We start from the raw sequence: 23,280 nt of genomic DNA, 5'->3' as shown, positions 1-23,280 counted from the left end.
CGTTCTCCTCACACCTCTGTCGGTTTGTCCCAGCGCTCGTCCGGCTTTCCGTCGTCCGGCTTGGCGTTCGGCGGATCCGTCTCCGACGGCATCCACTCGCCTGCGATGTCCGGCTCGTCCGCGTCGATATCGATATAGCGACCGTCTTCTCTTCGCATGCCAGGTCTCCTGCCCGGTGAGACGAGCCCCATACCGGCCCGCCCGCAAAGGCCGCGACCGGGATGACGATCTCCATGGACGTCTCCGGCCGGCATCCGCCCCTCTTCCCCCGCGCCGCGCTCCCCCTTATCTCACGAAAGGAGACCATGCAATCGCATTCGCCATATTGCGGAGCCGAATTGCAAAGTGCAGGATGAACGCAGTCTTACATCGGCCTCGATTCCCCGACGGCAGGCGGGTGCACAGGGAGCTATCACGGGATGACAATTCTCAACCTCTCGGGGAGAATCGCGATCTCACGCCCCTTCTCGGGAGACCCGTCCCAGGTGCGGGCCGCCCGGCGGTTCGTGGCCGCCCGCCTCGGCGACGGCCACCCCTGCCGGGACGACGCGGTGCAGCTGATCGGCGAGCTGATCGCCGAGTCCCTGCGGCACGCCGACTCGTGCGGCCGGCCTCCGGGCTACGGCGTGTCCGTCCTGGCCACTCCCGGAGCCGCCCGGGTCACGCTGTCCACCCAGGGCTGCGGCTGCTGGACGTCTCCCAACCTCACGCCGGGGCGCGGCGTCCACCTGGTGGACCTGTTCACCAGGCACTGGGGCGTGTCGGCCAGCCGCGCCGGAGTCTGCGTGTGGTTCGAACTCGGGCACGACGGCGTGGTCCCGCCGCCCGGAGGCGTGGGGAGTGAAGGCGCCCGGACGGTCTGACGTGAATTTCCGGCCCGATATCGGGTAGTCGGCCGCCATATCTTCCGAAGAAGGGGACGATATGGCGCAGATTAGTACCGACATTCCCGCGCGGCTGGATCGGCTCCCCTGGGCTCGCTGGCACTGGCTGGTGCTCATCGGCCTCGGCACCGTCTGGATTCTCGACGGGCTCGAAGTGACCATCGTCGGGGTCATCGGCCCGCGCATCACCGACCCGGGCAGCGGGCTGGGACTCACCGACAGCGAGGTCGGCGTCGCCGCCGGCGTGTACGTCGCGGGAGCCTGCCTGGGCGCTCTCTTCTTCGGCCACCTGACGGACCGGTTCGGGCGCAAGAAGCTCTTCCTGGTGACGCTCGCCGTCTACCTCGCCGCCACCGTGGCCACCGCGTTCGCCCACGACGCCTGGTACTTCTACCTGTGCCGGTTCTTCACCGGCGCCGGCATCGGAGGCGAGTACGCCGCGATCAACTCGGCGATCGACGAACTCATCCCGGCCCGCGTGCGCGGCACGGTCGACCTGGTGGTGAACGGCTCCTTCTGGCTGGGCACGGCGCTCGGCGCCCTCATCGCGATCCCGGCGCTCGACACGGGCCTGCTGCCGGCGGACCTCGGCTGGCGTCTGCTGTTCGGGCTGGGCGCCATCCTCGGTGTGGCCATCCTGCTGGTCCGCCGTACGGTGCCGGAGAGTCCGCGCTGGCTGTTCATCCACGGCCGGGAACGGGAGGCCGAGGAGATCGTCCGCGAGATCGAGACGAAGGTCCGCGACGAGAGCGGCAAGACGCTCGAACCCGCGCACGGGGAGATCAGGATCACCCAGCGGGAGCACACCCCCCTGACGGAGGTGGCGGCGACACTGCTGCGGCGCTACCCCAAGCGCACGGTCGTCGGCCTGTCGCTGTTCGTCGGCCAGGCGTTCCTCTACAACTCGATCTTCTTCACGTACGCGCTGGTGCTCTCGACCTTCTTCAAGGTGCCGGACGGCAGCACGCCGTGGTACCTCATCCCGATCGCGATCGGGAACTTCCTCGGCCCGGTCCTGCTCGGCCGGTTCTTCGACACGATCGGCCGCCGCACGATGATCGCGGGCAGCTACGTGGTGTCCGGCCTGCTCCTGCTCGGCACCGCCGCGCTGTTCAACGCGCAGGTGCTCTCGCCGGTGACCCTCACGATCTGCTGGATGGTGGTGTTCTTCTTCGCCTCCGCCGGGGCGAGCAGCGCCTACCTGACGGTCTCGGAGATCTTCCCGATGGAGACCAGGGCCCTCGCCATCGCCCTGTTCTACGCGGTCGGCACCGGGCTCGGCGGCATCATCGGGCCGGTGCTGTTCGGCCGCCTGGTGGAAAGCGAGAGCGTGGGCAACGTCGTCGTCGGCTACGTCATCGGCGCCGTACTGATGATCGCGGCGGGGCTGGTGCAGTGGTTCATGGGCGTGGAGGCCGCCCGGCGCTCGCTGGAGGACATCGCCGCCCCCCTCAGCGCCGAGCAGCACCAGATGGCCTGACCGTACGGAGGCACGCTCCGGCTCTCCGGCACAGGCACCTGTCTCACGGCAGGTGCCTGTGCCCGTCCGCGCCTCCCTCGTCCTGGATACTTGGAAGGCCGTGGAGCCGATCTCGCACACTGGAGGGCCGCCCGTGAGGCTTGGAGTCGTCTTCGACCGCGACCTCCCGCCGGAGTCGCTCCCCCGGTTCGCCCGGGAACTCGACGGCACCGCGGTCTCCGACCTGTGGGTGGTGGAGGACCTCGGCTGGACGGGCGCGATCTCCTCGGCGGCCACGGCGCTGGCCGCGACCACACGCCTGCGTGTGGGCATCGGCATCACCCCGGCGCCCCTGCGCAATCCCATGCTGCTGGCGATGGAGCTGGCCAATTTGGCCCGCCTCCATCCCGGGCGGCTGGCCGCCGGGATCGGGCACGGAGTGCAGGCGTGGATGCGTCAGGCAGGCGCCGCCGCCTCGTCACCGCTGTCGCTGCTGGAGGAGACGATCACGTCCGTACGGGCGCTGCTGCGCGGCGAGACCGTCACCCTGCACGGACGCGAGGTGAGCCTGGACGGCGTCCGCCTCGTCCACCCGCCGGCCGAGCCGCCGCCCGTCCTCGCCGGAGTGGTGAGCCCCCGCTCGCTGGCCCTGTCGGGGCGGGTGGCCGAGGGCACGATCCTCCCAGAGGGGCTGGGCCCGGAGCGGCTGCGTTCGGTCATCGAGCGCGTCGGCGCGACCGGTGATCACGAAGTGGTGGCGTTCGTCTACCTCTGCGTCGGCGACGACGCACGCGAGGTCATGCGGCCCGCGGCGGAGTGGCAGGCGGCGTTCCTGCGGGTCGCGCCGGAGGAGGTCGCCATGGCGGTGGGCTCCCCGCAGGAGGCGTCCGCGCACGTCAGGGCGTTGTGGCAGGCGGGCGTGACCACGGTCGCCGTCCGCCCCGTGGGCGCCGACCCGCTCTCCCACGTCCGCGAGCTCCTGTCGGCCCTCTGACCCAGGAGTGACCCCCTCACCCGCGGCTCCGCACGGGCGGCATGGGCGGATGCCCGGGAGGTCGGCGGATCGGGCAGAGTTGAGGCGTGGACGTCCCGACCCTCCGACCCCCTCGGCACCGCGTGAGCCGCACCGCCATCTGGTACTGGGCCGCGCGGGCCGCTCTGGGCTGGCTCATCCTTCTTGCGGCCCAGGTGATCTGGCTGGTGGCCGACGATGCGGGCGTGCCGCTCTCCGCGCACGTCATCGGCCTCGCCGCGACCGCCGTCGTCGCGGCGGCGCACGTCACGCTCATGCCGCTGTGGCGTTACCGGGTGCACCGCTGGGAGGCCACCCCGGCGGCGGTGTTCACCCAGTCGGGGTGGTTCCGGCAGGAGTGGCGCATCGCCCCCGTCTCCCGCATCCAGACGGTGGACAGCGAGCGCGGCCCGCTGGAGCAGCTCTTCCGCCTCGCCAACGTCACCGTCACCACGGCCTCGGCCGCCGGTCCCATCAAGGTCGGCGGTCTCGACCGGGACACGGCCCAGCGCCTGGTCGCCGAGCTCACCGCCAACGCGCAGGCGACGGCGGGCGACGCGACATGAGCGGCTCGGTGAGCAGCTCGATGACCGGTCCCGTAAGCGGCCCGGCCCCGACCGACTGGCGGCGGCTCAGCCCGCGGATGCTGCTGGTCCACCCGGTCCAGGAGGTCGTACGGGCCGCCCCGGCGCTGCTCGGCCTGCTGGTGGCGGGAACGAGCAGCGGCGGGAAGGGCCACCTGTGGACCCTCGCGGGCGTCGGCCTGACGGTCCTGTTCGGCATGCTCCGCTGGTTCACCACGACGTACCGGATCTCCCCCGAGCACGTGCAGGTCAGGCGCGGGTTGTTGAACCGGAAGGTGCTGACCGTGCCCCGCGACCGGGTCCGCACCGTCGACGTCACCTCCCACGTGCTGCACCGCGTGCTCGGCCTGGCCCGGGTGGAGGTGGGGACGGGCACCTCCGACCGCAGGCACGACAGCCGGCTCAAGCTCGACGCGCTGAGCGCCGCCGAGGCCGCCAACCTGCGCGTGGAACTGCTGCACCGCTCCCCCGCCGCCCAGCCCGCGGCGGCCCGGTCCTCCGCGACCCAGTCCTCCGCGGCGTCGCCGGTGCCGCCGCCCGCCGGGAGCACGCCGGAGACCGAGCTCGCGCGGATGCGTCCCGGGTGGGTCAGGTTCGGGCCGTTCACCATGTCCGGGCTGGTCACCGTGGGCGTCGTCGGCGGCTTCGTGTCCCGCCTGGTCTCGGAGGGGAACATCGACCTCGACCGGGTTGGGCCGGTCCGGGAGACCTGGCGGTGGTTCAGCGCGATGTCGCTCGCGCTGGAGATCGCGACGGTGGTGCTCGTGCTCGTGGTGTTCGTGGGCGTCGCGTCCACGCTCGGCTACGTCCTGGCGTACGGGAACTTCCGGCTGACCCGGCACGCCGAGGGCACCCTGCACGTGACCCGGGGCCTGCTGACCCGGCGGGCCACCACCATCGAGGAACGGCGGCTGCGGGGCGTCGAGGTCGACGAGCCCCTGCTGCTGCGGGCCGTACGCGGAGCCCGCTTGTCCGCGGTGACGACCGGCCTGCGCTCGGGGCAGGGCGGCCAGCGCGGCGGCTCGATGCTGCTGCCGCCCGCGCCCCGCGCGGAGGCCGCCGCGGTGGCCCGGCTCGTGCTGTCCCACGCGCCCGGCGCCACCGGCCCGGCACCCCTGACCGAGCCCTTCACCGAGCCCTTCACCGAGCCCCTGACCGCGCCCCTCATCCCGCACGGGCCCGCAGCGCTGCGCCGCCGGTTCACCCGCGCGTTCGGCGTGCACGTGCCGATCCTGGCCGCGCTGCTCCTGTTGTGGGCGCTGGGCGAGCCGCCCCTGTGGCCCTGGCTCACCGCCGCCGCCCTGCTGCCGGTGACGGCGCTCCTCGCCGCCGACCGCTACCGATCCCTCGGACACGCCCTGACCTCGGGATATCTGGTGACCCGATGGGGCTCGCTCGTCCGCCGCCGGGTCGTGCTGCGGTGCGACGGCGTCATCGGCTGGACCGTCGAGCGGTCGTTCTTCCAGCGGCGGGCGGGCCTCGCCACGCTGACGGCGACCACCGCGGCGGGCGGGCAGAGCTACCAGGTGCGCGACGTCGAACTCGCCGAGGCGCTGCGCCTGGCCACCGCGGGCACCCCCGGCCTGCTCGACCCGTTCCTGCAACATGCCGGTTCTGTCAGCCAATAGCATGTGATGTCCGATAAGACCGATTGACTGCCAGGAGTGGGATGAGCCGCTACGGCCAGATGTTCGGCCCCGACATCACCTTCCTCGGGGTCGAGCGCTGCGACCTCGACGACCCGGCCGGTTACGCGGGAGCCGACGTCGTGATCCTGGGCGCGCCCTTCGACGGCGGCACCTCGCACCGCCCGGGGGCCCGCTTCGGCCCGAACGCCATCCGCCAGACGTGCTATCTCCCCCACGACGGCTCCCGCCCCAGCCTGGCGCTGCGCGTGGACGCCCTCAAGGACCTGCGTGTGCTGGACGCCGGGGACGTGGAGACCTACGCCGGCGACATCGAGGGCAGCCTGCGCGCGATCGAGGACGCCGTCGCCCGCATCGCGGCCTCCGGGGCCGTCCCCGTCGTCCTCGGCGGCGACCACACGATCGCCCTGCCCGACGCGACCGGCGTGGCGCGGCACCACGGCTTCGGCCGCGTCTCCATGATCCACTTCGACGCGCACGCGGACACCGGCGACATCGAGTTCGGCCACCTGCACGGCCACGGGCAGCCGATGCGGCGGCTGATCGAGTCGGGCGCGATCCGGGGCGACCGCTTCCTGCAGATCGGCCTGCGCGGCTACTGGCCCGGCCCCGAGATCCTCGACTGGATGGCCGGTCAGCGGATGCGGTCGTACGAGATGGCGGAGATCGTCGCCAGGGGGCTCGACGAGTGCCTCACCGAGGCGTACGCGATCGCGCTCGACGACTGCGACGGGGTCTACCTGTCGGTCGACGTGGACGTCTGCGACCCCGGCCACGCGCCGGGCACCGGCACGCCCGAGCCGGGCGGCCTGTCGGCCCGCCAGCTTCTCGACGCCGTCCGCAGGACCTGTTACGAACTGCCGGTCGTCGGGCTGGAGATCGTCGAGGTGGCCCCGCCGTACGACCACGCGGACATCACGGCCTACCTCGGCAATCGGGTCGTCCTGGAGGCGCTGTCGGCCATCGCCCGGCGCCGCAGGGACGCCGCCGAGGGCACCCGCTGGGACCCCAGGCGTCCCCTCCTCGACGGACGCTGACCCGCTCCATCTGATAGTCATGGCCGGGTGACGCGATCGAGAACCGCCGCACCCACGGCCGCATCGACTGCCTTGGCCGTCGTGCTCACGGCGCTCCTGACGGCCTGCTCGGCGAACGGCACCCCCGCGGCCGCCACCGCCGCGACCACCGCGAAGCCGGCGCCCCAGGCGGCCGCGCGAGCAGCCGTGCGGTCGTCGGCGAAACCGGTGCGGGTACCGGCCGGAGTCACGGCGGGATACTCGATGGTGGACCTGGCGACCGGCAGGACCGTCGCGCAGCATCTGGCGCACCACCGGTTCCGGTCGGCGTCGGTGGTCAAGATCCTCATCGCGACCGACTACCTGGAGCGGCACCGGGGCGCGATCCCCGCCAGGGACAGGGCGCTGCTGACGCCCATGCTCCGCGGCAGCGACGACGACGCCGCCACCGCCCTGTGGCGGCGCGGGGGGCAGGGCGAGATCGTCCGGCGGATGGCGCGCCGGATCGGCCTGTCCGAAACCTCCCCGCCGCCCGCGGCCAAACCCGGCTTCTGGGGCTACACCGCCATCAGCGCGGCCGACATCGCGCTCGTCTACCGATATCTGCTGAAGCGGGCCGAACCCCGCGTCCGCGACTTCGTCCTGGGCAACCTGCGCCAGGCCTGGCGGTGCGCGAGCGACGGCTTCGACCAGTACTTCGGCATTCCCCGCGCCGTCCCCCGACCCTGGGCGATCAAGCAGGGATGGTCCGGGTACGGCTCGGTGCCCCCGGTCCGGTGCGCCCGCGCGAAGGCCGCGTCATACCGTATCGGGCCGGTCACGATGGGCCGCGAACCGGTTGATTTCGGCCGTCCGGTGCTCCACACTACAGGCGTGATCAGCGACCGGCTGATCATGGTCGTGCTCACCCTGCAGCCCTCGGGGGCGTCCTTCGCGAAGTCGGCCGAACGGGTGACGAAGCTGGCGAGAGACCTCTATCTCAGCGTCACCTAGCGGCCCGCTTTCGTGCGGATGTGTTCTGTTTCAGAGGCGGGGGCGGCGGGCAGCGATCACGCGTGCTCTCCCTCCTCTCTGAAAGCTGGTCGCCGATGGGTTTCCCGTGGGGATTGCTCGGCCGGGACATGGCGGTCGACCTCGGTACGGCCAACACGCTGGTGTACGTGCGCAAGAAGGGCGTCGTCCTGGACGAGCCCTCGGTCGTGGCGATCAACCTGCACAGCGACCGGATCGTGGCCGTCGGGACCGCCGCGAAGGAGATGATCGGGCGGACCCCGCCCCACATCGCGACTCTGCGCCCGCTCAAGGACGGCGTGATCGCCGACCTCGACGCCGCCGAGCGCATGCTGCGGCACTTCATCCAGCTCGCGCACCGGAACCGCTACCTGGCCAAGCCCCGCGTCGTCGTCGCCGTGCCGAGCGGCACCACCAGCGTCGAGCAGCGCGCGGTCCGCGAGGCGGCGTACGAGGCGGGCGCCCGGCGCGTCCACATCATCGAGGAGCCCATGGCCGCGGCGATCGGCGCGGGCCTCAACGTGGGCGACACGACCGGCAACATGGTCGTGGACATCGGCGGCGGGACCACCGAGGTCGCGATCGTCTCGCTCGGCGGGGTGGTCGTGTCGAAGTCGGTGCGGGTCGGCGGCGACGAACTCGACGAGGCGATCGTCAACTACGTCAAGAAGGAACACTCCCTCCTGCTCGGCGAGCGCACGGCCGAGCACATCAAGATCACCATGGGCAGCGCGCGGCCGGGCGGCGACGACACGACGACGCGGCCGATCCGGGGCCGCGACCTGGTCACCGGCCTGCCCAAGACGGCGACGATCACCAGGGGCCAGGTCAGGGAGGCCATCGAGGACCAGGTCCAGACGATCGTCGACGCCGTCCAGACCACGCTGGACCAGTGCCCGGCCGAGCTCGCGGGCGATCTGCTCGACAACGGGATCGTGCTGACCGGGGGCGGGGCGCTGCTCGAAGGCCTCGCCGGGCGGCTCGAAGAGGCGGTCGGCATGCCGATCCACCTCGTCGACCAGCCGCTCCAGTCGGTCGTGCTGGGCGCGGGCCGCTGCACCGAGCGATTCGACGACATGCGGGACGTGTTCCTCCCCGAAACCCGCAGATGAGGACGGCAGGTCACCCAGGCCGCCCCGGTCGCAGGGTGCCCGTGCTGCTGGTGCTCGCCGCCGTCGCGCTGATCGCGGCGGACACGGTGATCCCGCTGGACCCCCTGCGGGTGTTCGGGTCGGCCGTCTACGGCGGGCTGGAGGACGCGGCGTCCTCCGGCGTCCGCTGGGCGTCGGGCGCGGGCCGCCTGGAGGACCTCGAACGGGAGAACGCCCGGCTGCGCGCCGAACTGCTCGCCGCCCGCCGGGCCACCCCGCCCCCGGCCGAGGGGAACGGCTATCAGGTCGTCTCGGCCCACGCCGTCGGCTTCGGCCGGGACGGCACCGTCACGATCGACGCCGGCGCCGACGCCGGGGTGACCCCCGACATGACGGTCTTCGACGCCGACGGGCTGGTCGGCCGGGTCCTGCGGACCGGCCCGGGGACGGCGACGGTGCAGCTCGCCACCGCCTCCGGCGCCTCCGTCGGCGCCCGCCTGGAGGGCTCGCGGGAGGTCGGCCTGGTGACCGGCGTCCCCGAGCACGGCCTGCTGCGGCTGGGCCTGCTCAATCCTTCGGCCGACGTGAAGCCGGGCGACCGGGTGGTGACGCTGGGCTCGCGCGACCTGCGGCCCTTCGTGCCGGACGTGCCGATCGGCACCGTCGTCACGGTCGAGCCGGCGGCGGACGCCCTGACCAGGACCGCGCTCGTGCGCCCCTTCGCACGGTTCACCGCGCTGGAGAACGTCACGGTGGTCCTCGGGCCGCTGCCGGACGCCCCGGCCGTCACGGACACTTCCACGAAGGAGCCCGAGAAGAAGTCCGAGAAGACCAACAAGTCCAAGAAGTCGAAGAAAAAGAAGAAGGCGAAGAAGAAGGACACGTCCGGGCACGCGGAGGGGGCTCGATGAGGGCGGTCATCCTCTCCGTGCTCCTCGTCCTCGCCGCGCCGGTTCTCCAGGTCACCGTGGTCAACGGGTGGGCGCTTCCCGGGGGAGTGCCCGACATCGTGCTGATCTGCGTCATCGCACTCGTGCCGCTGCTGCGGGCCAGGGCTGTCGCGGGCGCGGGGCCGGGCACCGGGGCCGGAGCGCTCCTGGGGTTCGCCGCGGGCCTGGCCGCCGACGTCGCCCCGCCCGCCGACCACACCATCGGACGGCTCGCGCTGGTGCTGTGCCTGGCCGGCTGGGCGGCCACGCGGATCCCCGCCGACGACGGGGCCGCGCGCCGTGTCGCGGGCGCCGCCCTCGTGGCCCTCGGCGCGTCACTCGCCGAGGGCGTGCTCGCGGCCCTGCTGGACGGGACCCCCTGGGCCGCCGCGCTCGCCCCCGGCGCGATCGCCTGGACCACCGGCGGCGCCGCTCTCGTGACGGCCGGGCTCGCCCTCCTCCCCCGGCGCCGGTCCTTCGGACGGGTGCCGGCCTCCCGCCCCCTGTACCCGCGCGGGGGACGGCGTGCGTAGCGGCGCCCCCGGCGGCATCCGGGGAAACGCCAACCGGGGGCGCCTCACGGTGGTGTTCGTCGTGGTCACCACGCTCATGCTGACTCTGCTCGGCCGCCTGTGGTACCTGCAGGTCGTCACCGGCTCGTCGTATTCGAGGGCCGCGACGGAGTCGCGGGTGCGCTCGGTGGTCCTGCCGCCCGTGCGCGGGCAGATCCTCGACGTGCGCGGCCGGCCGCTCGTGGCCAACGAGACCCGGCCGCAGGTGTCGGTGGACTACATGGCCCTCCTCCACCAGCCCGACGGCGGGACGGACGTGCTGACCAGGCTGGCGCGGGCCCTGGGCCGGCCGTACCAGGAGCTCGCCGACCGGGCCCGGCTGTGCGGCAGGGACGTGCCGCGGCCGTGCTGGCCCGGCTCGCCGTACCAGCCGATCGTCGTCGCCGACGACGTCAGCGTCCGCACGGCGCTGTGGATCGCGGAGCGGCAGAACGAGTTCCCCGGCGTCAGCACGGCGCTGCGGCCGGTCCGGACCTATCCGCTCGGCCCCGCCGCGGCGCACGTCCTCGGCTACCTGCAGCCGCCCTCCCCCGACGACCCCGAAGGGGGTCCGGAGCTGATCGGCCGCGACGGCCTCGAAGCGCGGTACGACCGCGACCTGGCCGGCCGGACCGGGATCAGGGAGGTGGCGGTGGACAGCACCGGCAAGGTCACCGGCCTGATCCGCGAGGAGGCCGCCGTACCCGGCGAGACGCTGGTGACCAGCATCGACGCGCGCGTCCAGGAGGTCGCCGAGCGGGCGCTGGCCCGGGCGGTGACCGGCGCGCGCCGGCGCGGCGAGCCCGCCGACAGCGGCGCGGCGGTCGTGCTGGAGGCGAGGACCGGGCGGGTGACGGCGATCGCCGACTACCCCAGCTACGACCCCGGCGTGTGGACCGGCGGCATCTCCCAGCGCGCCTACGAGGACCTGCCGCTGATCAGCGCCGCCGTGCAGGGGCAGTGGGCCCCGGGGTCGACGTGGAAGGTCACCTCGACGGCCGCGGCGGCGAAGGCGGGCTACGGGCTGCGGGACTCCTACGACTGCCCGGGCGGCTACAAGATCGGTGGCCGGGTGTTCCACAACTTCGAGAGCGCCGAACTGGGCCGGATGGACATGCGGCGGGCCCTGGTGGTCTCCTGCGACACGATCTTCTACCGCTTCGCGGAGCGGATGTGGAAGCGCGACGGCGGGCTGACGCCCGTGAAGCGGCCCAAGGACCCGATGCAGGAGATGGCGAAGGAGTTCGGGTTCGGCACGCCGACCGGGATCGACCTGCCGCACGAGGCGGCCGGGAGGGTGCCCGACCGGGCCTGGAAGAAGGCCAACTGGGAGCGGACCCGGGCCGACTCCTGCCGCCGCGCCAAGAGCGGCTACCCGGAGGAGTCCGACCGCGGGCGGGCGGCCTACCTCAAGGCGCTCGCGGCCGACAACTGCCGCTCCGGCGGGGTCTGGTGGGCCGGCGACGCGGCCAACTTCTCCATCGGCCAGGGCGACGTGCTGGTGACGCCGCTCCAGCTCGCCCGGGGCTACGCCGCGCTCGCCAACGGCGGCACGGTCTTCAGCCCGAGGATCGGCAAGCGGATCGAGCGTCCCGACGGCACGGTGGTCCGCACCATCGCCCCGCCCGTCGTGGGCAGGATCGACGTCTCCCGGAAGACGTTGCGCTTCATCCGCGACTCGCTGGCCGGCGTGCCGCGCGAGGGAACCGCCGCCGCCGCGTTCGCGGGGTTCCCGCTCAAGCGCTTCCCGGTGGCCGGCAAGACCGGTACCGCCGAGGCGTACGGCAGGCAGGACACCTCGTGGTTCGCCTCCTTCGCCCCCGCCAAGGACCCCAGGTACGTCGTGGTGGTCGTGGTGTCGCAGGGCGGCACGGGCGGGACCACGGCGGCCCCCGCGGCCAGGGAGATCTGGGAGGGCATCGACGCGCTCACCCACCACAAGAAGCACCCCAAGAAGCACAAAAAGGGTGGTGGGCGATGACGACGCTGGGTCCCCTGTCCGTACGGCTGCCGCCGGCCCGCTCGACCCGCCGGCGGGCCTCGGCGGGCGTCACCCTCCCCGCCCTGGGACTGGTGCTGCCCGCCGCCGCACTGTCGGCGATCGGGCTGCTGCTGGTGTGGTCGGCCACCCGCGGCCGGCCGGGCTCCACGCTGCCGGAACGGCAGGCCATCAGCGTGGGCATCGGCTTCGCGCTGATGTGGGCCGTCTCACGGATCGACCTGCGGCTGCTGCGGGCCTACGTGCCGCTGCTCTACCTGCTCGGGCTCGCCGGGCTGGTCGCCGTGCTGACCCCGCTCGGCCGCACGATCAACGGCTCGCACGCCTGGATCGTCCTCGGGAACGGCCTCCAGTTCCAGCCGTCCGAGTTCGCCAAGGCGGCCACGCTGCTCGCGCTCGCGACGATCCTCGGTGAGCTGCGCGACGGGGAGCGGAGGCCGGGCGCGGGGGCGGTGCTGCTCGCGCTGGGAGTGGCCGCGGTGCCGGTCGGCCTGATCGCGCTGCAGCCCGACCACGGCACCGCCCTGGTCTTCCTGGTCCTCACCTTCGGGATGATCGCCGTCTCCGGCGCGCCCAAGAGGTGGTTCGCGGCGTTCGCCGCGGCCGGCGCCGCCGGGGTGCTGCTGGTGTGGCGGCTCGACCTCATCCGGCCCTACCAGCTCCAGCGACTGATGGTGCTGGCCGACCCCGACGCCGACCCGATGGGCGTCGGCTACAACGCCACGCAGGCGAGGATCGCGATCGGCTCGGGCGGGCTGCTCGGCAAGGGCCTGTTCCACGGCGAGCAGACGGCCGGCCACTTCGTGCCCGAACAGCACACCGACTTCATCTTCACGGTGGCCGGCGAGGAACTCGGCTTCCTCGGCGGCGCCTGCGTGATCCTGCTGATGCTCGCCCTGCTGTGGCGGGGTCTGTGGATCGCGGCCAGGAGCCCCTCCCCGTTCGGCACGGTCCTGGCCGGCGGGGTGGTGTGCTGGCTGGCGTTCCAGACGTTCGTCAACGTGGGGATGACGATGGGCCTGCTGCCCATCGCCGGGCTGCCGCTGCCGTTCGTCTCGTACGGCGGGTCGGCCACGATCTCCAGCCTGGCGGCCGTGGGGCTGCTCGCCGCCGTGAACCGCCGCACCCGCACGCCCCGCATACGGCAATCTAGGAGGAGTGCGTAGCAAGCTCGGCGGACGGGTGGCCCAGGCGGCGGAGATCGCCCTGGCCAACCGCAGATACGTGACCCCCATCGACGTCCTCACCGGCCTGCGCTGGCTGCACGACCGCCATGTGCAGACCTGGCGGCAGGGCCGCGTGGACAGCCTGGAACGGCTGGCCGCCGTGGACGCGGACCGGATGGAGGAGGCCCTGTCGCATCTGCGGGAGTGGGCCCGGTCGCGGAACCTCCTGGAGAGCGAGGCGGCGTACACGGCCGGGACCCGCGACCGGCGGCCCCTGCGCTTCACCGCCGTGGGCGGCGAGGAGACGGAGCGCGCCTTCCGGATCCACTGGCTGTCGCCCGACCTGAGCGAGGCCCGGCGGCGGCAGATCGAGGACCGGCAGGGCCGGGCCCCCGACCTCGTGGTCGTCGCACCGTCGGAGGCGTGGACCTGCGCCGGCTGCGCGGAGAGCGGGCCGTACCTGATCATGGAGGACGACGCGCCGCACTGTCTGACGTGCGCCGACATGGACCATCTGTGCCTGCTGCCCGCGGGGAACGCCGCGCTGAGCCGCCGCGCCAAGAAGGAGAGCGGGCTGTCGGCCGTCGTGGTCCGCTTCAACCGGCGGCGCAAGAGGTACGAGCGGCTCGGCGTCCTCGTGGAGGAGGAGGCGCTGGCGCGGGCCGAGGAGCAGTGCCTGGCCGACGAGGAGGTGCGGCTGCGCCGCCGGGAGCGCGACCGCGAGCGCCGGGCGGACGAGGACGCCGGGTTCCGGGACCGGATGGCCGCGGAGATCCGCCGGCTGTTCCCCGGCTGTCCCGCCGGGCGGGCCGAGGCCATCGCCGGGCACGCCGCCGTACGCGGCAGCGGGCGGGTCGGCCGCACCGCCGCCGCCCGCGCGCTGGACGAGGGCGCCGTCACGCTCGCCGTGGTCGCGAGCGTGCGTCACCTGGACACCGACTACGACGTGCTGCTCATGTCGGGGGTGCCGCGGATGGCCGCCCGCGAGCGGATCCGCTCCCGCGTCGACGAGGTGCTCACCGCCTGGCGGGCCTGAGCGGCTCTCGGTGCGTCAGCGGACGCGGCCGATCATCTGGGCGTACATGCGCCCCGGGCTGGGCACCGACGACGGGTTGAGGAAGCCGGGCAGCGGGGGCAGGTCCACCGCGAACGGCTGCAGCCGCTCGAACAGGGTGTACGCGTCGGACGGGCGCCGGTCCGGGTCCTTCTCCAGCAGTTCGGCGATCAGGTGGTCGAGCGCGGCGGGGACCCCCGGCACGCGGGGCGGCCGCTCCTTCACCTGCTTGTCGAACACGGCGTACTCGGTGGGCCCGGTGAACAGCTGGTTGCCCGTCAGCATCTCGTGCAGCACGCAGCCGAGGGAGTACAGGTCGCTCTTCGGCCCGGCCACCCCGCGCTGGATCTGCTCGGGCGACATGTACGCCGGGGTGCCGAGGATCTGCCCGATCCGGGTGAACTGGGCCGCCACCCCCGCGCGGTCTGGCTCGCGGAGCATCGCGAGCCCGAAGTCGAGCAGTTTCACGCTGCCGTCCGGGCAGAGCATGAGGTTGGTCGGCTTGAGGTCCCGGTGGCAGATCGACAGCTTGTGCGCGGCGGTCAGCACGGCGCAGGCCTGGGCGGCGACGGCCGCCGCCCAGGGCACCGGCAGCGGGCCGTGCTCGCTCAGCAGGTCGGCCACGGTCACGCCCTCGATGAACTGCATGACCTGGAAGAGCCGCTGCTCGTAGGTGCCGAAGTCGTACAGGACGGGCGCCCCGGGATGGTCGAGCTTCGCCAGGATGCGCGCCTCGCGGATGAACCGGCGCTGCAGCTCCTCGTCGGGGCCGTCGGGCAGGCGCAGGAACTTCACCGCCACCTTGCGGTCGAGCCGCCGGTCGTGGCCGCCGTAAACGGCGCCCATTCCTCCCTGGCCCAGGGGAAGGTCGTCCAGCTCATACCGGTCGCCGATGACCATGCGCCCCTCCCGTCGACCTTTCGGGGAAAAAGCTACACCGTTACCCGCGCGGGCGAAGACGTCCGCCGACCAGCCCTTCGACGCCGAGGCGGGCGAGCGCCTCCCCGGCGGCGGCCACCTCCCGCAGGCCGTCCTCCAGCGCGAGCAGCCGGCGGAAGGCCGCGCCGTACTCCCGCTGGACGGTCAGGGGAAGCTGAGGGACCCGGGCCCGGCGGGCCTCCACCCGGCCGCTGCCCGGGTGCGGACGGCCCCCGCCCGCCGCGTACCGCAGGAACCCGGCGAGGAACTCGGGGTCCACCTTGCCGGGATCGACCCGGAACAGGCTGAGGTACGGGCCGAGCACCGCACCGTCCGCCGTGACCACACGCGCGGTCAGCGCGGACGCCACGACGTCCCCGGGCCGTACGGCGACCAGGCCGGGGGCGAGGGGAATCCGCCGCGCCGGCGCGGCCCCCGTCACCCCAGCGGCACCCGTCGCCCCGGCCGCCAGGTCGTCGGCCGTCAGCACGGGCACGCCGTCCTCGCCGTCCTCGGGGGCGTCGCCGTCCGGGAGGGCTCTCAGCGGCGAATGCCGGATGGCGACCAGCCCGGACCTGGCCATCTCCGCCACGGTCGACCAGGAGACGTCCCAGCCCGCCCCACCCCCGGTGAGCACCTCCAGGTCCGGCAGGCCGTCGGCCAGGGCCGCCGACACCTCCCGGAAGCGGTCCCGCGCGGCGGGGAAGCCACGGGTGTCGACGCGCGGAGACAGGTGCCGCGCCGGGCTCACGTCCACCTCGTCGTCGAGGATGTCGATGATCCGGACGACGCGGCCGCCGCGCGGCGGTTCGGTCTCGGTGAGGTGGGCCCGCCAGCACCGCTCGACGGACTCCGGGTCGTCGCCCGCGTCGCCCACGACGATCGTGGCGGGCCCCCGCTCGCCCGGCTCCGGCCTGCGCAGCAGCCACAGGTCGGGCCCTCCCGCGGCCAGCGTGAAGACGGCGCGCAGCGCGCCCGCCCGCAGCAGGTTCGCGCGGATCCGCCGGCCCGGGCGGCGGCTCGCCGCGGCGGCCGGCATCAGGATCGCCACCAGCCCGCCGGGCCGCACGTGGGCGAGGCAGTGCTGCACCCAGGCCAGCTCCGACTCGCCCCGCGGCGGCATGCCGTGCTGCCAGCGCGGGTCGCCGACGAGGTCCTCGTGTCCCCAGGCCCGCTCGTTGAACGGCGGGTCGCACACGACCGCGTCGACCGGCCGCTCCGGCGGGAAGGCGTCGTGGCGCAGCGCGTCCCCGGGCACGATCCGCGCGTCCCGCCCGCGCAGCAGCAGCCGCAGCGCGGCCAGCGCCGCCGCCGTCTCGTTGACGTCCTGGCCGAGGAGCCGTACGCCGTCCGCCTCCCCTGCCGGGCCGGTCATGATCTCGGCGGCGCCGAGCAGGAGCGTTCCCATGCCGCAGGCGGGGTCGAGCACGGTCCGCGCCTCCGCGCAGGCCAGCCGGGTCATGAGGGCGGCCACGTCGGGCCGGGTCAGGGCGAGCCTGCGGCTGTGCGCCTCGGCGTACCGCTCGCACAGAAACTCGAACGTCGCGGCCGCGCCGTGCCGCTCGGCCATGGCCGCGACCAGGCGGAGCAGCCCCGGTTCCACACTCGACGCGTCCCCCGGGAACAGGTCGCCGGTCGCCTCGGCCACGGCACGCGGGAGCCGTACGGCGAGGTCGGCGGACCTGGCGAGCCGCTTCCAGCCGCCGGGGTCGCGCTGGACGTAGAGCAGGAAGGCTCCCGCCTCGCGGATCACCTCGCCCAGCCGCAGGTCGTCGGCCGAGGCGCGCAGCCGCTGCCAGACGCGGTCGCCCTGGGACACCTCGAACGACTTGCCGTTCCTGCGCAGCCACGCCTCGACCTCGGGCAGCGAGAAGAGCGGGCTGGACGCGGTTCCGCCGACGGGCTGGGGGAAGTCGTCGTACCTGCGTCGCCAGTTGCTGACCGCGGCCCTGCCCACGTCGGCCAGCCGGGCGATGTCACCCGCGTTCACGGTCGCTTCGACGCCGGCGTCCGCCGGGGCCTCGTGATCCATGAACATGAGCCTAGCACCATGCTTGTGAAGTGACTCAACCAATGGTTTACTCAAAACCATGACGCACAGCCGCATTCGGTATGCCGCGGGGTCGGACGTGGGACGCTCGCGTGCCAAGAACGAGGACTCGGTGCACGCGGGCGAGCGCCTGCTCGCCATCGCCGACGGAATGGGCGGTCACGGACACGGCGAGGTCGCCAGCGCCGCCGTCATCTCCGAACTGGCCCGCCTGGAGGACGATCCCGCCCCCGGCGACCCGGTCGCCGCCCTGGCGGACGCCGTGCGCGAGGCCGGGCAGCGCCTGGGCGATCTCGCCGCGCAGGACCCCACGCTCGAACGGATGGGCACGACCGTCACGGCCATGCTGTGGGACGGCGAGGGGAGGTTCGCCCTGGCCCACGTCGGCGACTCCCGGGCGTACATGCTGCGGGACGGCGCCCTCTACCAGATCACGCGGGACCACACCCTGGTGCAGTCGCTGGTGGACGACGGGCGGATGAGCCCCGACCAGGCCGCCCGTCACCCCCGGCGGTCCCTGCTGCTGCGGGCGCTGGAGACGAGCGGCCTGGCCGAGCCCGACCTGTCGCTGCGGGAGGCGTATCCGGGCGACCGTTACCTGCTGTGCTCCGACGGCCTGACCGCCGTCCTCGAGGCGGAGGCGCTGCACAACGTCCTCAGCACGGTCGCCGACCCCCGTGAGGCGGTCGACCGGCTGATCGAACTGGCCAACGAGGGCGGCGGTCCCGACAACATCTCCTGCGTGGTCGCCGACGTCGAGCCCGCCGAGGCCTGAGGCCGTCCGGACGCCGCTCGCGACGTCCGTCAGACGGTCCAGCCGCCGTCGACGTCGATCGTCGCGCCGGTGACGTACCGGCCGCCGTCGCCCGCGAGGTGGGCCACCATCTCGGCGATCTCCGCCGGCGCCGCGTAGCGGCCGAGGGCCGTCAGCCCCCGGATCGTGTCCGCCATCGGGCCGTCCGCCGGGTTCAGGGCGGTGTCGGTCGGGCCAGGGTTGACGAGGTTGACCGTGATGCCCCGCGGCCCGAGGTCGCGCGCGAGCCCCTTGGTCATCCCGATCAGCGCCGTCTTGCTCAGCGCGTACAGGGCGAACCCGGGGAAGGGCGTCCGCTCGGCGACGTTGCTCCCGATGCTGACGATACGGCCGCCCTCGGTCATGTGGCCCGCCGCCGCCCGCGCGGCCAGGAACGGCCCCCGCACGTTGACCGCGAGCGTACGGTCGACCTCCTCCGGCCCGAGGTCCTCGATCGGCGCGACGGGGAAGACCGCCGCGTTGTTGACGAGGACGTCGAGCCTGCCGAACGCCGCGGCGGCCTCGTCCACCGCCGCTCCGACGGCCGCCGCGTCGCCGCCGTCGGCCCTGATGGCCAGCGCCCGCCGGCCCATCCCCCTGACCTTCTCGGCCACCCGCGCCGCGCTGTCCTCGTCACGCTCATAGGTCAGCGCCACGTCGGCGCCGCGCTCGGCCAGCTTCAGCACGACCGCCGCGCCGATGCCCCGCCCACCCCCGGTGACCAGGGCCGCCCTGCCGTTCATGTCGTCGATGTGGTTCGTCTCGTTCATGGCGTCGAGCCTGCCGGAAGGGCGGCGGGCGGGTCCGGCGGCGATCGGACCTGTCACTAGGACCTGTCACTCGGTGCTGTCACTCGGGCCCGTCACCAGGGCGTCAGGCGCCCCGGGCGCGGAATGCGGCGGTCTTGACCCGGTTCTGGCAGGCGGTCGAGCAGAAGCGGCGGGTGCCGTTGCGGGAGGTGTCCACGTACACGCGGTCGCAGTGAGGCGCGGTGCACACGCCCAGCCGGTCGTGCAGCTCGCTGCCCAGCACGACGGCGAGGCCCGTCGCGCAGCCGGCCGCGTAGTTGCCCGCGAGAGTGCCGCCCGCGCCGTGGAAGTGCAGGTGCCAGGGCTCGCCGTCGTGCCGGTCGAGGTGCGGCCGGGCGTCGGTCTCGGCCAGCAGGCGGTTGACCGTGAGCGCCGCCGTGTCGACGTCCCCGCGCGACACCGCCTCGAACACGCCGCGCAGCGCCCGCGCGGTCTCCGCCAGCGCACCGGCCTCCGCCTCGCCGATCTTGACTGCCCCGCCGCGCCCGGCGTCGAGGATCTCGGCGACGACCTCGGCCCGCGCCCCGTCCGCGGGCGGCTCGTACGGACGCCCTCGCGCCTCGCCCGCCGTCAGCGCGTTCACCAGACCGACGGCGATGACCACCACGGCGTCGGTGTGACTGTTGAAGTTCACGGTTACGCCTTCACATTCCAGTACGTGACTGGCTAAATCCTACATGACAGTTACAAAAGACCCGGCACGGTCCACGGCTTGTCCAATCGCAATATTTCGATAAAAATCCGAAACATTCGGCCTTCGGCTCGCGGCGTCGCCGCACCTGGTCATGGCTCAGGATCCCAGAGGAAGGACGTACCACCGTGAAACGTCCCAGTGTCCTGGCACCATCAGCGGCCCCCGGCGTGCGCCGCGCGCTCGTCGCGGGCGTGGTCGCGGCGCTCTCCTTGGGTATCGCGGTCGCGGGGACGACCGGCGCGAACGCCGCCGGTTCGGCGCCCGTCGCGAGCCCCAGCCCGGCTCCGCCCCCCGGCACGACCCTGGGCACGGCGGCGGCCCGCAGCGGGCGTTACTTCGGCACCGCGATCAGTGCGAGCAAGCTCGGCGATTCGGCCTACACCACGATCGCCGGCCGCGAGTTCGACATGGTGACGCCCGAGAACGAGATGAAGCTCGACGCCACCGAGCCCCGGCAGGGCCAGTTCGTCTTCACCGCCGCCGACCGGATCTTCGACTGGGCCGTGCAGAACGGCAAGCGGGTCCGCGGCCACACCCTGGTGTGGCACGCGGCGGAGCCCTCGTGGTTGCAGAGCCTCACCGGCAGCGCGCTCCGCCAGGCGATGATCGACCACATCAACGGAGTGATGTCCCACTACAAGGGCAAGATCTACGCCTGGGACGTGGTCAACGAGGCCTTCTCCGACAGCACCGGCGGGCGGCGCGACTCCAACTGGCAGCGGACCGGCGACGACTGGATCGAGGTGGCGTTCCGCACCGCGCGGGCCGCCGACCCGGCCGCCAAGCTCTGCTACAACGACTACAACATCGAGAACTGGTCCTGGGCGAAGACGCAGGGCGTCTACAACATGGTCAAGGACTTCACGTCCCGCGGCGTGCCCATCGACTGCGTCGGCTTCCAGGCCCACTTCAACAGCCTCACCCCGTACAGCGCCGACTTCCGCACCACGCTGCGGAACTTCGCCGCGCTCGGCGTCGACGTCCAGATCACCGAGCTGGACATCCAGGGCGCCCCGGCCACGACGTACGCCAACGTGGTGAACGACTGCCTGGCGATCCCCCGCTGCGCCGGCATCACCGTGTGGGGCGTCCGCGACCCCGACTCCTGGCGGTCGAGTGACACCCCGCTGCTCTTCGACGGCAGCGGCGGCAAGAAGCCCGCGTACACCGCCGTGCTGGACGCCCTCAACGCCGCCGGCACCGACCCGTCGCCGAGCCCCACCCCGCCGGTGAGCCCGAGCCCGACGCCGCCCGCCGGGAGTTGCACCGCGGCCCTCAAGGCGGGTCCGAAGTGGTTCGACCGGTACGACCTCGTCGTCACCGTCACAGGTTCGGACGACTGGATCGTGACCATGACCCTGCCGTACCCGGAGAGGTTCGTCTCGGCCTGGAACGCCGCCACCACCGTGAACTCCGCCCGGAGTGTCATGACGGCCCGGCCCGACGGTCACGGCGACACGTGGGGCGTGTCGATCAGGCACAACGGAAACCGGACCTGGCCCACGGTCACCTGCCGGCCGGCCTGACGTGTTTGCGGGGCGGGACGCCGGGGAGACGGATCGCCATGACACCGGTCGTGCTCACGGTCAACGCCGGCTCCTCCAGCCTCCAGCTGCACCTCGTGCGGGAGGGCCGGGTGCTGCGCGGCGAGCACAGCGAACAGAGTCCCGACCCCGCCGCCGCGGAGCGCACGCTGTCGGACTTCCTGTCCGGCGCCCTGTCCGGCACCGGTGCGGAGGTCACCGCGGTCGGTCATCGGCTCGTGCACGGCGGGGAGGCCGTGCGCGCGCCCACGATCGCCGACGACGCGGTGGTGGAGGCGGTGCGCGGCTACGCCGACCTCGCGCCGCTGCACGTGCCGCCCGCGCTCGCCCTGGCCGAGGCGGCCCGGCGGGTGCTGCCGTCCGTGCCCCACGTGCTCTGCCCCGACACCGCCTTCCACGCGGAACTGCCCGACGCCGCCGCCACCTACGCGCTGCCCGCCGAGTGGCGGCGCCGCTGGGGCCTGCGCCGGTACGGCTTCCACGGGCTGTCGTACGCCTGGGCGACCCGGCGGGCGGCGGAGCTGCTCGGGCGCGAGGACATGCGGCTCGTCGTCACGCATCTCGGCGGCGGATGCTCGGTGTCCGCCGTACGGGCCGGGCGGAGCGTGGACACCTCCATGGGGTTCACGCCCCTGGAGGGGGTGCCGATGAGCAAACGGTCGGGCAGCGTCGATCCCGGCATGCTCCTGTGGCTGCTGTCCGGATCGCGGCTCACGCTGGAGGAGCTGCGCGACGGGCTGGAGCACTCGTCCGGGCTGCTCGGGCTCTCCGACGGCCTGTCCGGGGACACCCGCGACCTCGTCGCGTCGGGCGCTCCGGCCGCCGCGCTGGCGCTCGACGTGTTCGCCCACCGGGTGAGCCGCGAGATCGCCGCCTCGACCGCCGCCCTGGACCGGCTCGACGCGCTCGTGTTCACCGGCGAGATCGGCTGGGACCAGCCCGAGGTGCGTGAGGCGGTGTGCCGGAGGCTGTCGCCGCTCGGCGTGGCGCCTCCCGCCGTCGGCGCCGTGGACCGGGACGGCGTCGTCAGCCCGGAGGGCGCCCGGGTGCCGGTCCTCGTCGTACGGCCGCGCGAGGAGCTTCAGGTCGCCCGGGAGACCCTCGCCGCCCTCGGCCACCCCACCTGACCGCCTGATCGCGCGGGGCGACCGTAGAATCAGCCGGCATGCGCGTCTTCACCGTTGACTCCTTCACCGACCGGCCGTTCCGGGGCAACCCGGCGGCGGTCTGCCTCCTCGACGACACCGTGCCGGACGAGTGGATGCAGGCCGTCGCCGCCGAGATGCGCCACTCTGAGACGGCCTTCGTACTGCCGCAGGACGACGGGCCGCGCTCGCTGCGCTGGTTCACCCCGGCCGTCGAGGTCGCGCTGTGCGGGCACGCGACCCTGGCGGCCGCGCACGTCCTGTACTCCCTTGGCGAGTCCGGGCGACTGGAGTTCGCCACGAGGAGCGGGGTGCTCGCCACCGAGCAGACCGGTGACGGCCTGATCGCGATGGACTTCCCGGCGAAGCCGGCCACGCCCGGCCCGCCGCCGGAGGGCCTCGTCGAGGCCCTCGGCGTCACTCCGGTGTGGACCGGGCGCAGCGAGTTCGACCTCCTGGTCGAGGTCGGGTCCGTCGCGGACGTGCGGGCCGTGCACCCGGACATGGAGCGACTGATCGGGGTGGAGGCCCGCGGCGTCATCGTTACGGCCTCCGGCGAGGGCACCTCCGCCGACTACGTGTCACGGTTCTTCGCCCCCCGGGCGGGCGTGCCGGAGGATCCCGTCACCGGCTCGGCCCACTGCGTGCTCGCGCCGTACTGGTCGGCCAGGCTGGGCCGGGACGCGCTCGTCGGCGAGCAGGTGTCGGAGCGCGGCGGGACCGTGCGCACGACCCCGCAGGGTGACCGCGTCGAACTCGCCGGCCACGCCGTGACCATCTGGTCGGGCGAACTGGAGGTCTAGAAGATCACTGAAAATCTTGCGTTCTGGCCTCGCTTGGGACAGCACGGGGCCAGACTTCGTCGGCATGCAGGGTGAGTGGACCGGGGAGCCGGTCGGACCGGATGTGTGGGTGACCTGCCGGG

The 23,280-nt window shown here is 73.3% G+C and carries 22 protein-coding genes; 17 read left to right on the top strand and 5 right to left on the bottom strand.

Annotated elements, in window-relative coordinates:
• Nucleotides 1–8: 8 nt before the first annotated feature.
• Nucleotides 9–158 carry a hypothetical protein gene (locus HHX33_RS31010; RefSeq protein WP_165900815.1) on the bottom strand — a complete coding sequence of 50 codons (150 nt, stop codon included), beginning with the start codon at nt 156–158 and terminating at the stop codon, nt 9–11.
• Between the two features lie 261 nt (nt 159–419).
• Here HHX33_RS31010 and HHX33_RS31005 point away from each other — a divergent pair, with 261 nt between their 5' ends.
• The 13 genes from HHX33_RS31005 (at nt 420) to HHX33_RS30945 (ending at nt 14,384) form a co-directional block, all read left to right on the top strand.
• Complete coding sequence (locus tag HHX33_RS31005) at nt 420–863, top strand: ATP-binding protein (protein ID WP_133306095.1); 444 nt, start codon at nt 420–422, stop codon at nt 861–863.
• Nucleotides 864–924: 61 nt separating this feature from the next.
• The gene (locus HHX33_RS31000) at nt 925–2,364 is read left to right on the top strand and encodes an MFS transporter (RefSeq protein WP_182877690.1); all 1,440 of its coding nucleotides are present in this window, start codon (nt 925–927) and stop codon (nt 2,362–2,364) included.
• A 133-nt stretch (nt 2,365–2,497) separates the two neighbouring features.
• A complete protein-coding gene (locus HHX33_RS30995) occupies nt 2,498–3,337 on the top strand; it encodes an LLM class flavin-dependent oxidoreductase (RefSeq protein WP_182877689.1) in 840 nt (279 codons plus the stop codon).
• Nucleotides 3,338–3,459: 122 nt separating this feature from the next.
• On the top strand, nt 3,460–3,921 hold the full coding sequence (locus HHX33_RS30990) for a PH domain-containing protein (protein ID WP_244302238.1): 462 nt from the start codon (nt 3,460–3,462) through the stop codon (nt 3,919–3,921).
• 20 nt (nt 3,922–3,941) lie between these two features.
• The gene (locus tag HHX33_RS30985) at nt 3,942–5,567 is read left to right on the top strand and encodes a PH domain-containing protein (RefSeq protein ID WP_182877688.1); all 1,626 of its coding nucleotides are present in this window, start codon (nt 3,942–3,944) and stop codon (nt 5,565–5,567) included.
• A 41-nt stretch (nt 5,568–5,608) separates the two neighbouring features.
• Complete coding sequence (gene speB / locus HHX33_RS30980) at nt 5,609–6,622, top strand: agmatinase (protein ID WP_182877687.1); 1,014 nt, start codon at nt 5,609–5,611, stop codon at nt 6,620–6,622.
• A gap of 81 nt (nt 6,623–6,703) precedes the next feature.
• Entirely contained in the window at nt 6,704–7,594 is an 891-nt protein-coding gene (locus tag HHX33_RS30975) for a hypothetical protein (RefSeq protein WP_220502394.1), read from the top strand.
• 95 nt (nt 7,595–7,689) lie between these two features.
• A complete protein-coding gene (locus HHX33_RS30970) occupies nt 7,690–8,724 on the top strand; it encodes a rod shape-determining protein (protein WP_259403051.1) in 1,035 nt (344 codons plus the stop codon).
• Nucleotides 8,725–8,759: 35 nt separating this feature from the next.
• On the top strand, nt 8,760–9,614 hold the full coding sequence (gene mreC / locus HHX33_RS30965; RefSeq protein WP_182877686.1) for a rod shape-determining protein MreC: 855 nt from the start codon (nt 8,760–8,762) through the stop codon (nt 9,612–9,614).
• Entirely contained in the window at nt 9,611–10,165 is a 555-nt protein-coding gene (locus HHX33_RS30960) for a hypothetical protein (protein WP_182877685.1), read from the top strand. The genes mreC and HHX33_RS30960 overlap by 4 nt, the downstream gene beginning before the upstream one ends.
• The gene (gene mrdA, locus HHX33_RS30955; RefSeq protein ID WP_310741603.1) at nt 10,158–12,164 is read left to right on the top strand and encodes a penicillin-binding protein 2; all 2,007 of its coding nucleotides are present in this window, start codon (nt 10,158–10,160) and stop codon (nt 12,162–12,164) included. The genes HHX33_RS30960 and mrdA overlap by 8 nt, the downstream gene beginning before the upstream one ends.
• On the top strand, nt 12,161–13,348 hold the full coding sequence (rodA, locus tag HHX33_RS30950; protein ID WP_182877684.1) for a rod shape-determining protein RodA: 1,188 nt from the start codon (nt 12,161–12,163) through the stop codon (nt 13,346–13,348). Before mrdA ends, rodA begins: the two co-directional genes overlap by 4 nt.
• Nucleotides 13,341–14,384 carry a DUF2293 domain-containing protein gene (locus tag HHX33_RS30945; RefSeq protein WP_182877683.1) on the top strand — a complete coding sequence of 348 codons (1,044 nt, stop codon included), beginning with the start codon at nt 13,341–13,343 and terminating at the stop codon, nt 14,382–14,384. Before rodA ends, HHX33_RS30945 begins: the two co-directional genes overlap by 8 nt.
• Before the next feature lie 15 nt (nt 14,385–14,399).
• Here HHX33_RS30945 and HHX33_RS30940 read toward each other — a convergent pair whose 3' ends face one another.
• Together HHX33_RS30940 and HHX33_RS30935 are read right to left on the bottom strand one after the other, a co-directional pair.
• Nucleotides 14,400–15,302, bottom strand: a complete 903-nt coding sequence (locus tag HHX33_RS30940; RefSeq protein ID WP_117408784.1) for a serine/threonine-protein kinase — start codon at nt 15,300–15,302, stop codon at nt 14,400–14,402.
• 40 nt (nt 15,303–15,342) lie between these two features.
• Nucleotides 15,343–17,352, bottom strand: coding sequence for an N-6 DNA methylase (locus HHX33_RS30935; protein ID WP_182877682.1), 2,010 nt, complete (start codon nt 17,350–17,352; stop codon nt 15,343–15,345).
• Nucleotides 17,353–17,449: 97 nt separating this feature from the next.
• Here HHX33_RS30935 and HHX33_RS30930 point away from each other — a divergent pair, with 97 nt between their 5' ends.
• Entirely contained in the window at nt 17,450–18,145 is a 696-nt protein-coding gene (locus HHX33_RS30930; RefSeq protein WP_244302242.1) for a PP2C family protein-serine/threonine phosphatase, read from the top strand.
• A gap of 29 nt (nt 18,146–18,174) precedes the next feature.
• Here the strand turns inward: HHX33_RS30930 and HHX33_RS30925 are convergent, their stop codons facing one another.
• On the bottom strand, nt 18,175–18,933 hold the full coding sequence (locus HHX33_RS30925) for an SDR family NAD(P)-dependent oxidoreductase (protein WP_182877681.1): 759 nt from the start codon (nt 18,931–18,933) through the stop codon (nt 18,175–18,177).
• Between the two features lie 103 nt (nt 18,934–19,036).
• Nucleotides 19,037–19,606 carry a CGNR zinc finger domain-containing protein gene (locus tag HHX33_RS30920; RefSeq protein ID WP_182877680.1) on the bottom strand — a complete coding sequence of 190 codons (570 nt, stop codon included), beginning with the start codon at nt 19,604–19,606 and terminating at the stop codon, nt 19,037–19,039.
• A gap of 185 nt (nt 19,607–19,791) precedes the next feature.
• Between HHX33_RS30920 and HHX33_RS30915 the strand changes: the two genes are divergently transcribed.
• The 3 genes from HHX33_RS30915 to HHX33_RS30905 are packed head-to-tail and all read left to right on the top strand — an operon-like array spanning nt 19,792 to nt 23,158.
• A complete protein-coding gene (locus HHX33_RS30915) occupies nt 19,792–21,192 on the top strand; it encodes an endo-1,4-beta-xylanase (RefSeq protein WP_310741602.1) in 1,401 nt (466 codons plus the stop codon).
• Nucleotides 21,193–21,230: 38 nt separating this feature from the next.
• Nucleotides 21,231–22,337, top strand: a complete 1,107-nt coding sequence (locus HHX33_RS30910) for an acetate/propionate family kinase (RefSeq protein ID WP_138462250.1) — start codon at nt 21,231–21,233, stop codon at nt 22,335–22,337.
• Nucleotides 22,338–22,375: 38 nt separating this feature from the next.
• Nucleotides 22,376–23,158: a PhzF family phenazine biosynthesis protein gene (locus HHX33_RS30905; RefSeq protein WP_182877679.1), complete on the top strand. Its 783-nt coding sequence runs from the start codon at nt 22,376–22,378 to the stop codon at nt 23,156–23,158.
• Nucleotides 23,159–23,280 lie beyond the last annotated feature (122 nt).

The organism is Microbispora sp. H10670, assembly GCF_014161385.1.
GTDB classification, from domain to species: domain Bacteria; phylum Actinomycetota; class Actinomycetes; order Streptosporangiales; family Streptosporangiaceae; genus Microbispora; species Microbispora triticiradicis.
This window is presented reverse-complemented; position numbering and strand designations above follow the sequence as displayed.

Bases quoted from the DNA above. Each gene is read 5' to 3' on its own strand.
- HHX33_RS31005 (WP_133306095.1), top strand. From the start codon at position 420: ATGACAATTCTCAACCTCTCGGGGAGAATCGCGATCTCACGCCCCTTC.
- HHX33_RS31010 (WP_165900815.1), bottom strand. From the start codon at position 158: ATGCGAAGAGAAGACGGTCGCTATATCGATATCGACGCGGACGAGCCG.
- HHX33_RS30970 (WP_259403051.1), top strand. From the start codon at position 7,690: ATGGGTTTCCCGTGGGGATTGCTCGGCCGGGACATGGCGGTCGACCTC.
- HHX33_RS30985 (WP_182877688.1), top strand. From the start codon at position 3,942: ATGACCGGTCCCGTAAGCGGCCCGGCCCCGACCGACTGGCGGCGGCTC.
- HHX33_RS30940 (WP_117408784.1), bottom strand. From the start codon at position 15,302: ATGGTCATCGGCGACCGGTATGAGCTGGACGACCTTCCCCTGGGCCAG.
- HHX33_RS30910 (WP_138462250.1), top strand. From the start codon at position 21,231: ATGACACCGGTCGTGCTCACGGTCAACGCCGGCTCCTCCAGCCTCCAG.
- HHX33_RS31000 (WP_182877690.1), top strand. From the start codon at position 925: ATGGCGCAGATTAGTACCGACATTCCCGCGCGGCTGGATCGGCTCCCC.
- speB (WP_182877687.1), top strand. From the start codon at position 5,609: ATGAGCCGCTACGGCCAGATGTTCGGCCCCGACATCACCTTCCTCGGG.
- rodA (WP_182877684.1), top strand. From the start codon at position 12,161: ATGACGACGCTGGGTCCCCTGTCCGTACGGCTGCCGCCGGCCCGCTCG.
- HHX33_RS30905 (WP_182877679.1), top strand. From the start codon at position 22,376: ATGCGCGTCTTCACCGTTGACTCCTTCACCGACCGGCCGTTCCGGGGC.
- HHX33_RS30925 (WP_182877681.1), bottom strand. From the start codon at position 18,933: ATGAACGAGACGAACCACATCGACGACATGAACGGCAGGGCGGCCCTG.
- HHX33_RS30960 (WP_182877685.1), top strand. From the start codon at position 9,611: ATGAGGGCGGTCATCCTCTCCGTGCTCCTCGTCCTCGCCGCGCCGGTT.
- HHX33_RS30935 (WP_182877682.1), bottom strand. From the start codon at position 17,352: ATGGATCACGAGGCCCCGGCGGACGCCGGCGTCGAAGCGACCGTGAAC.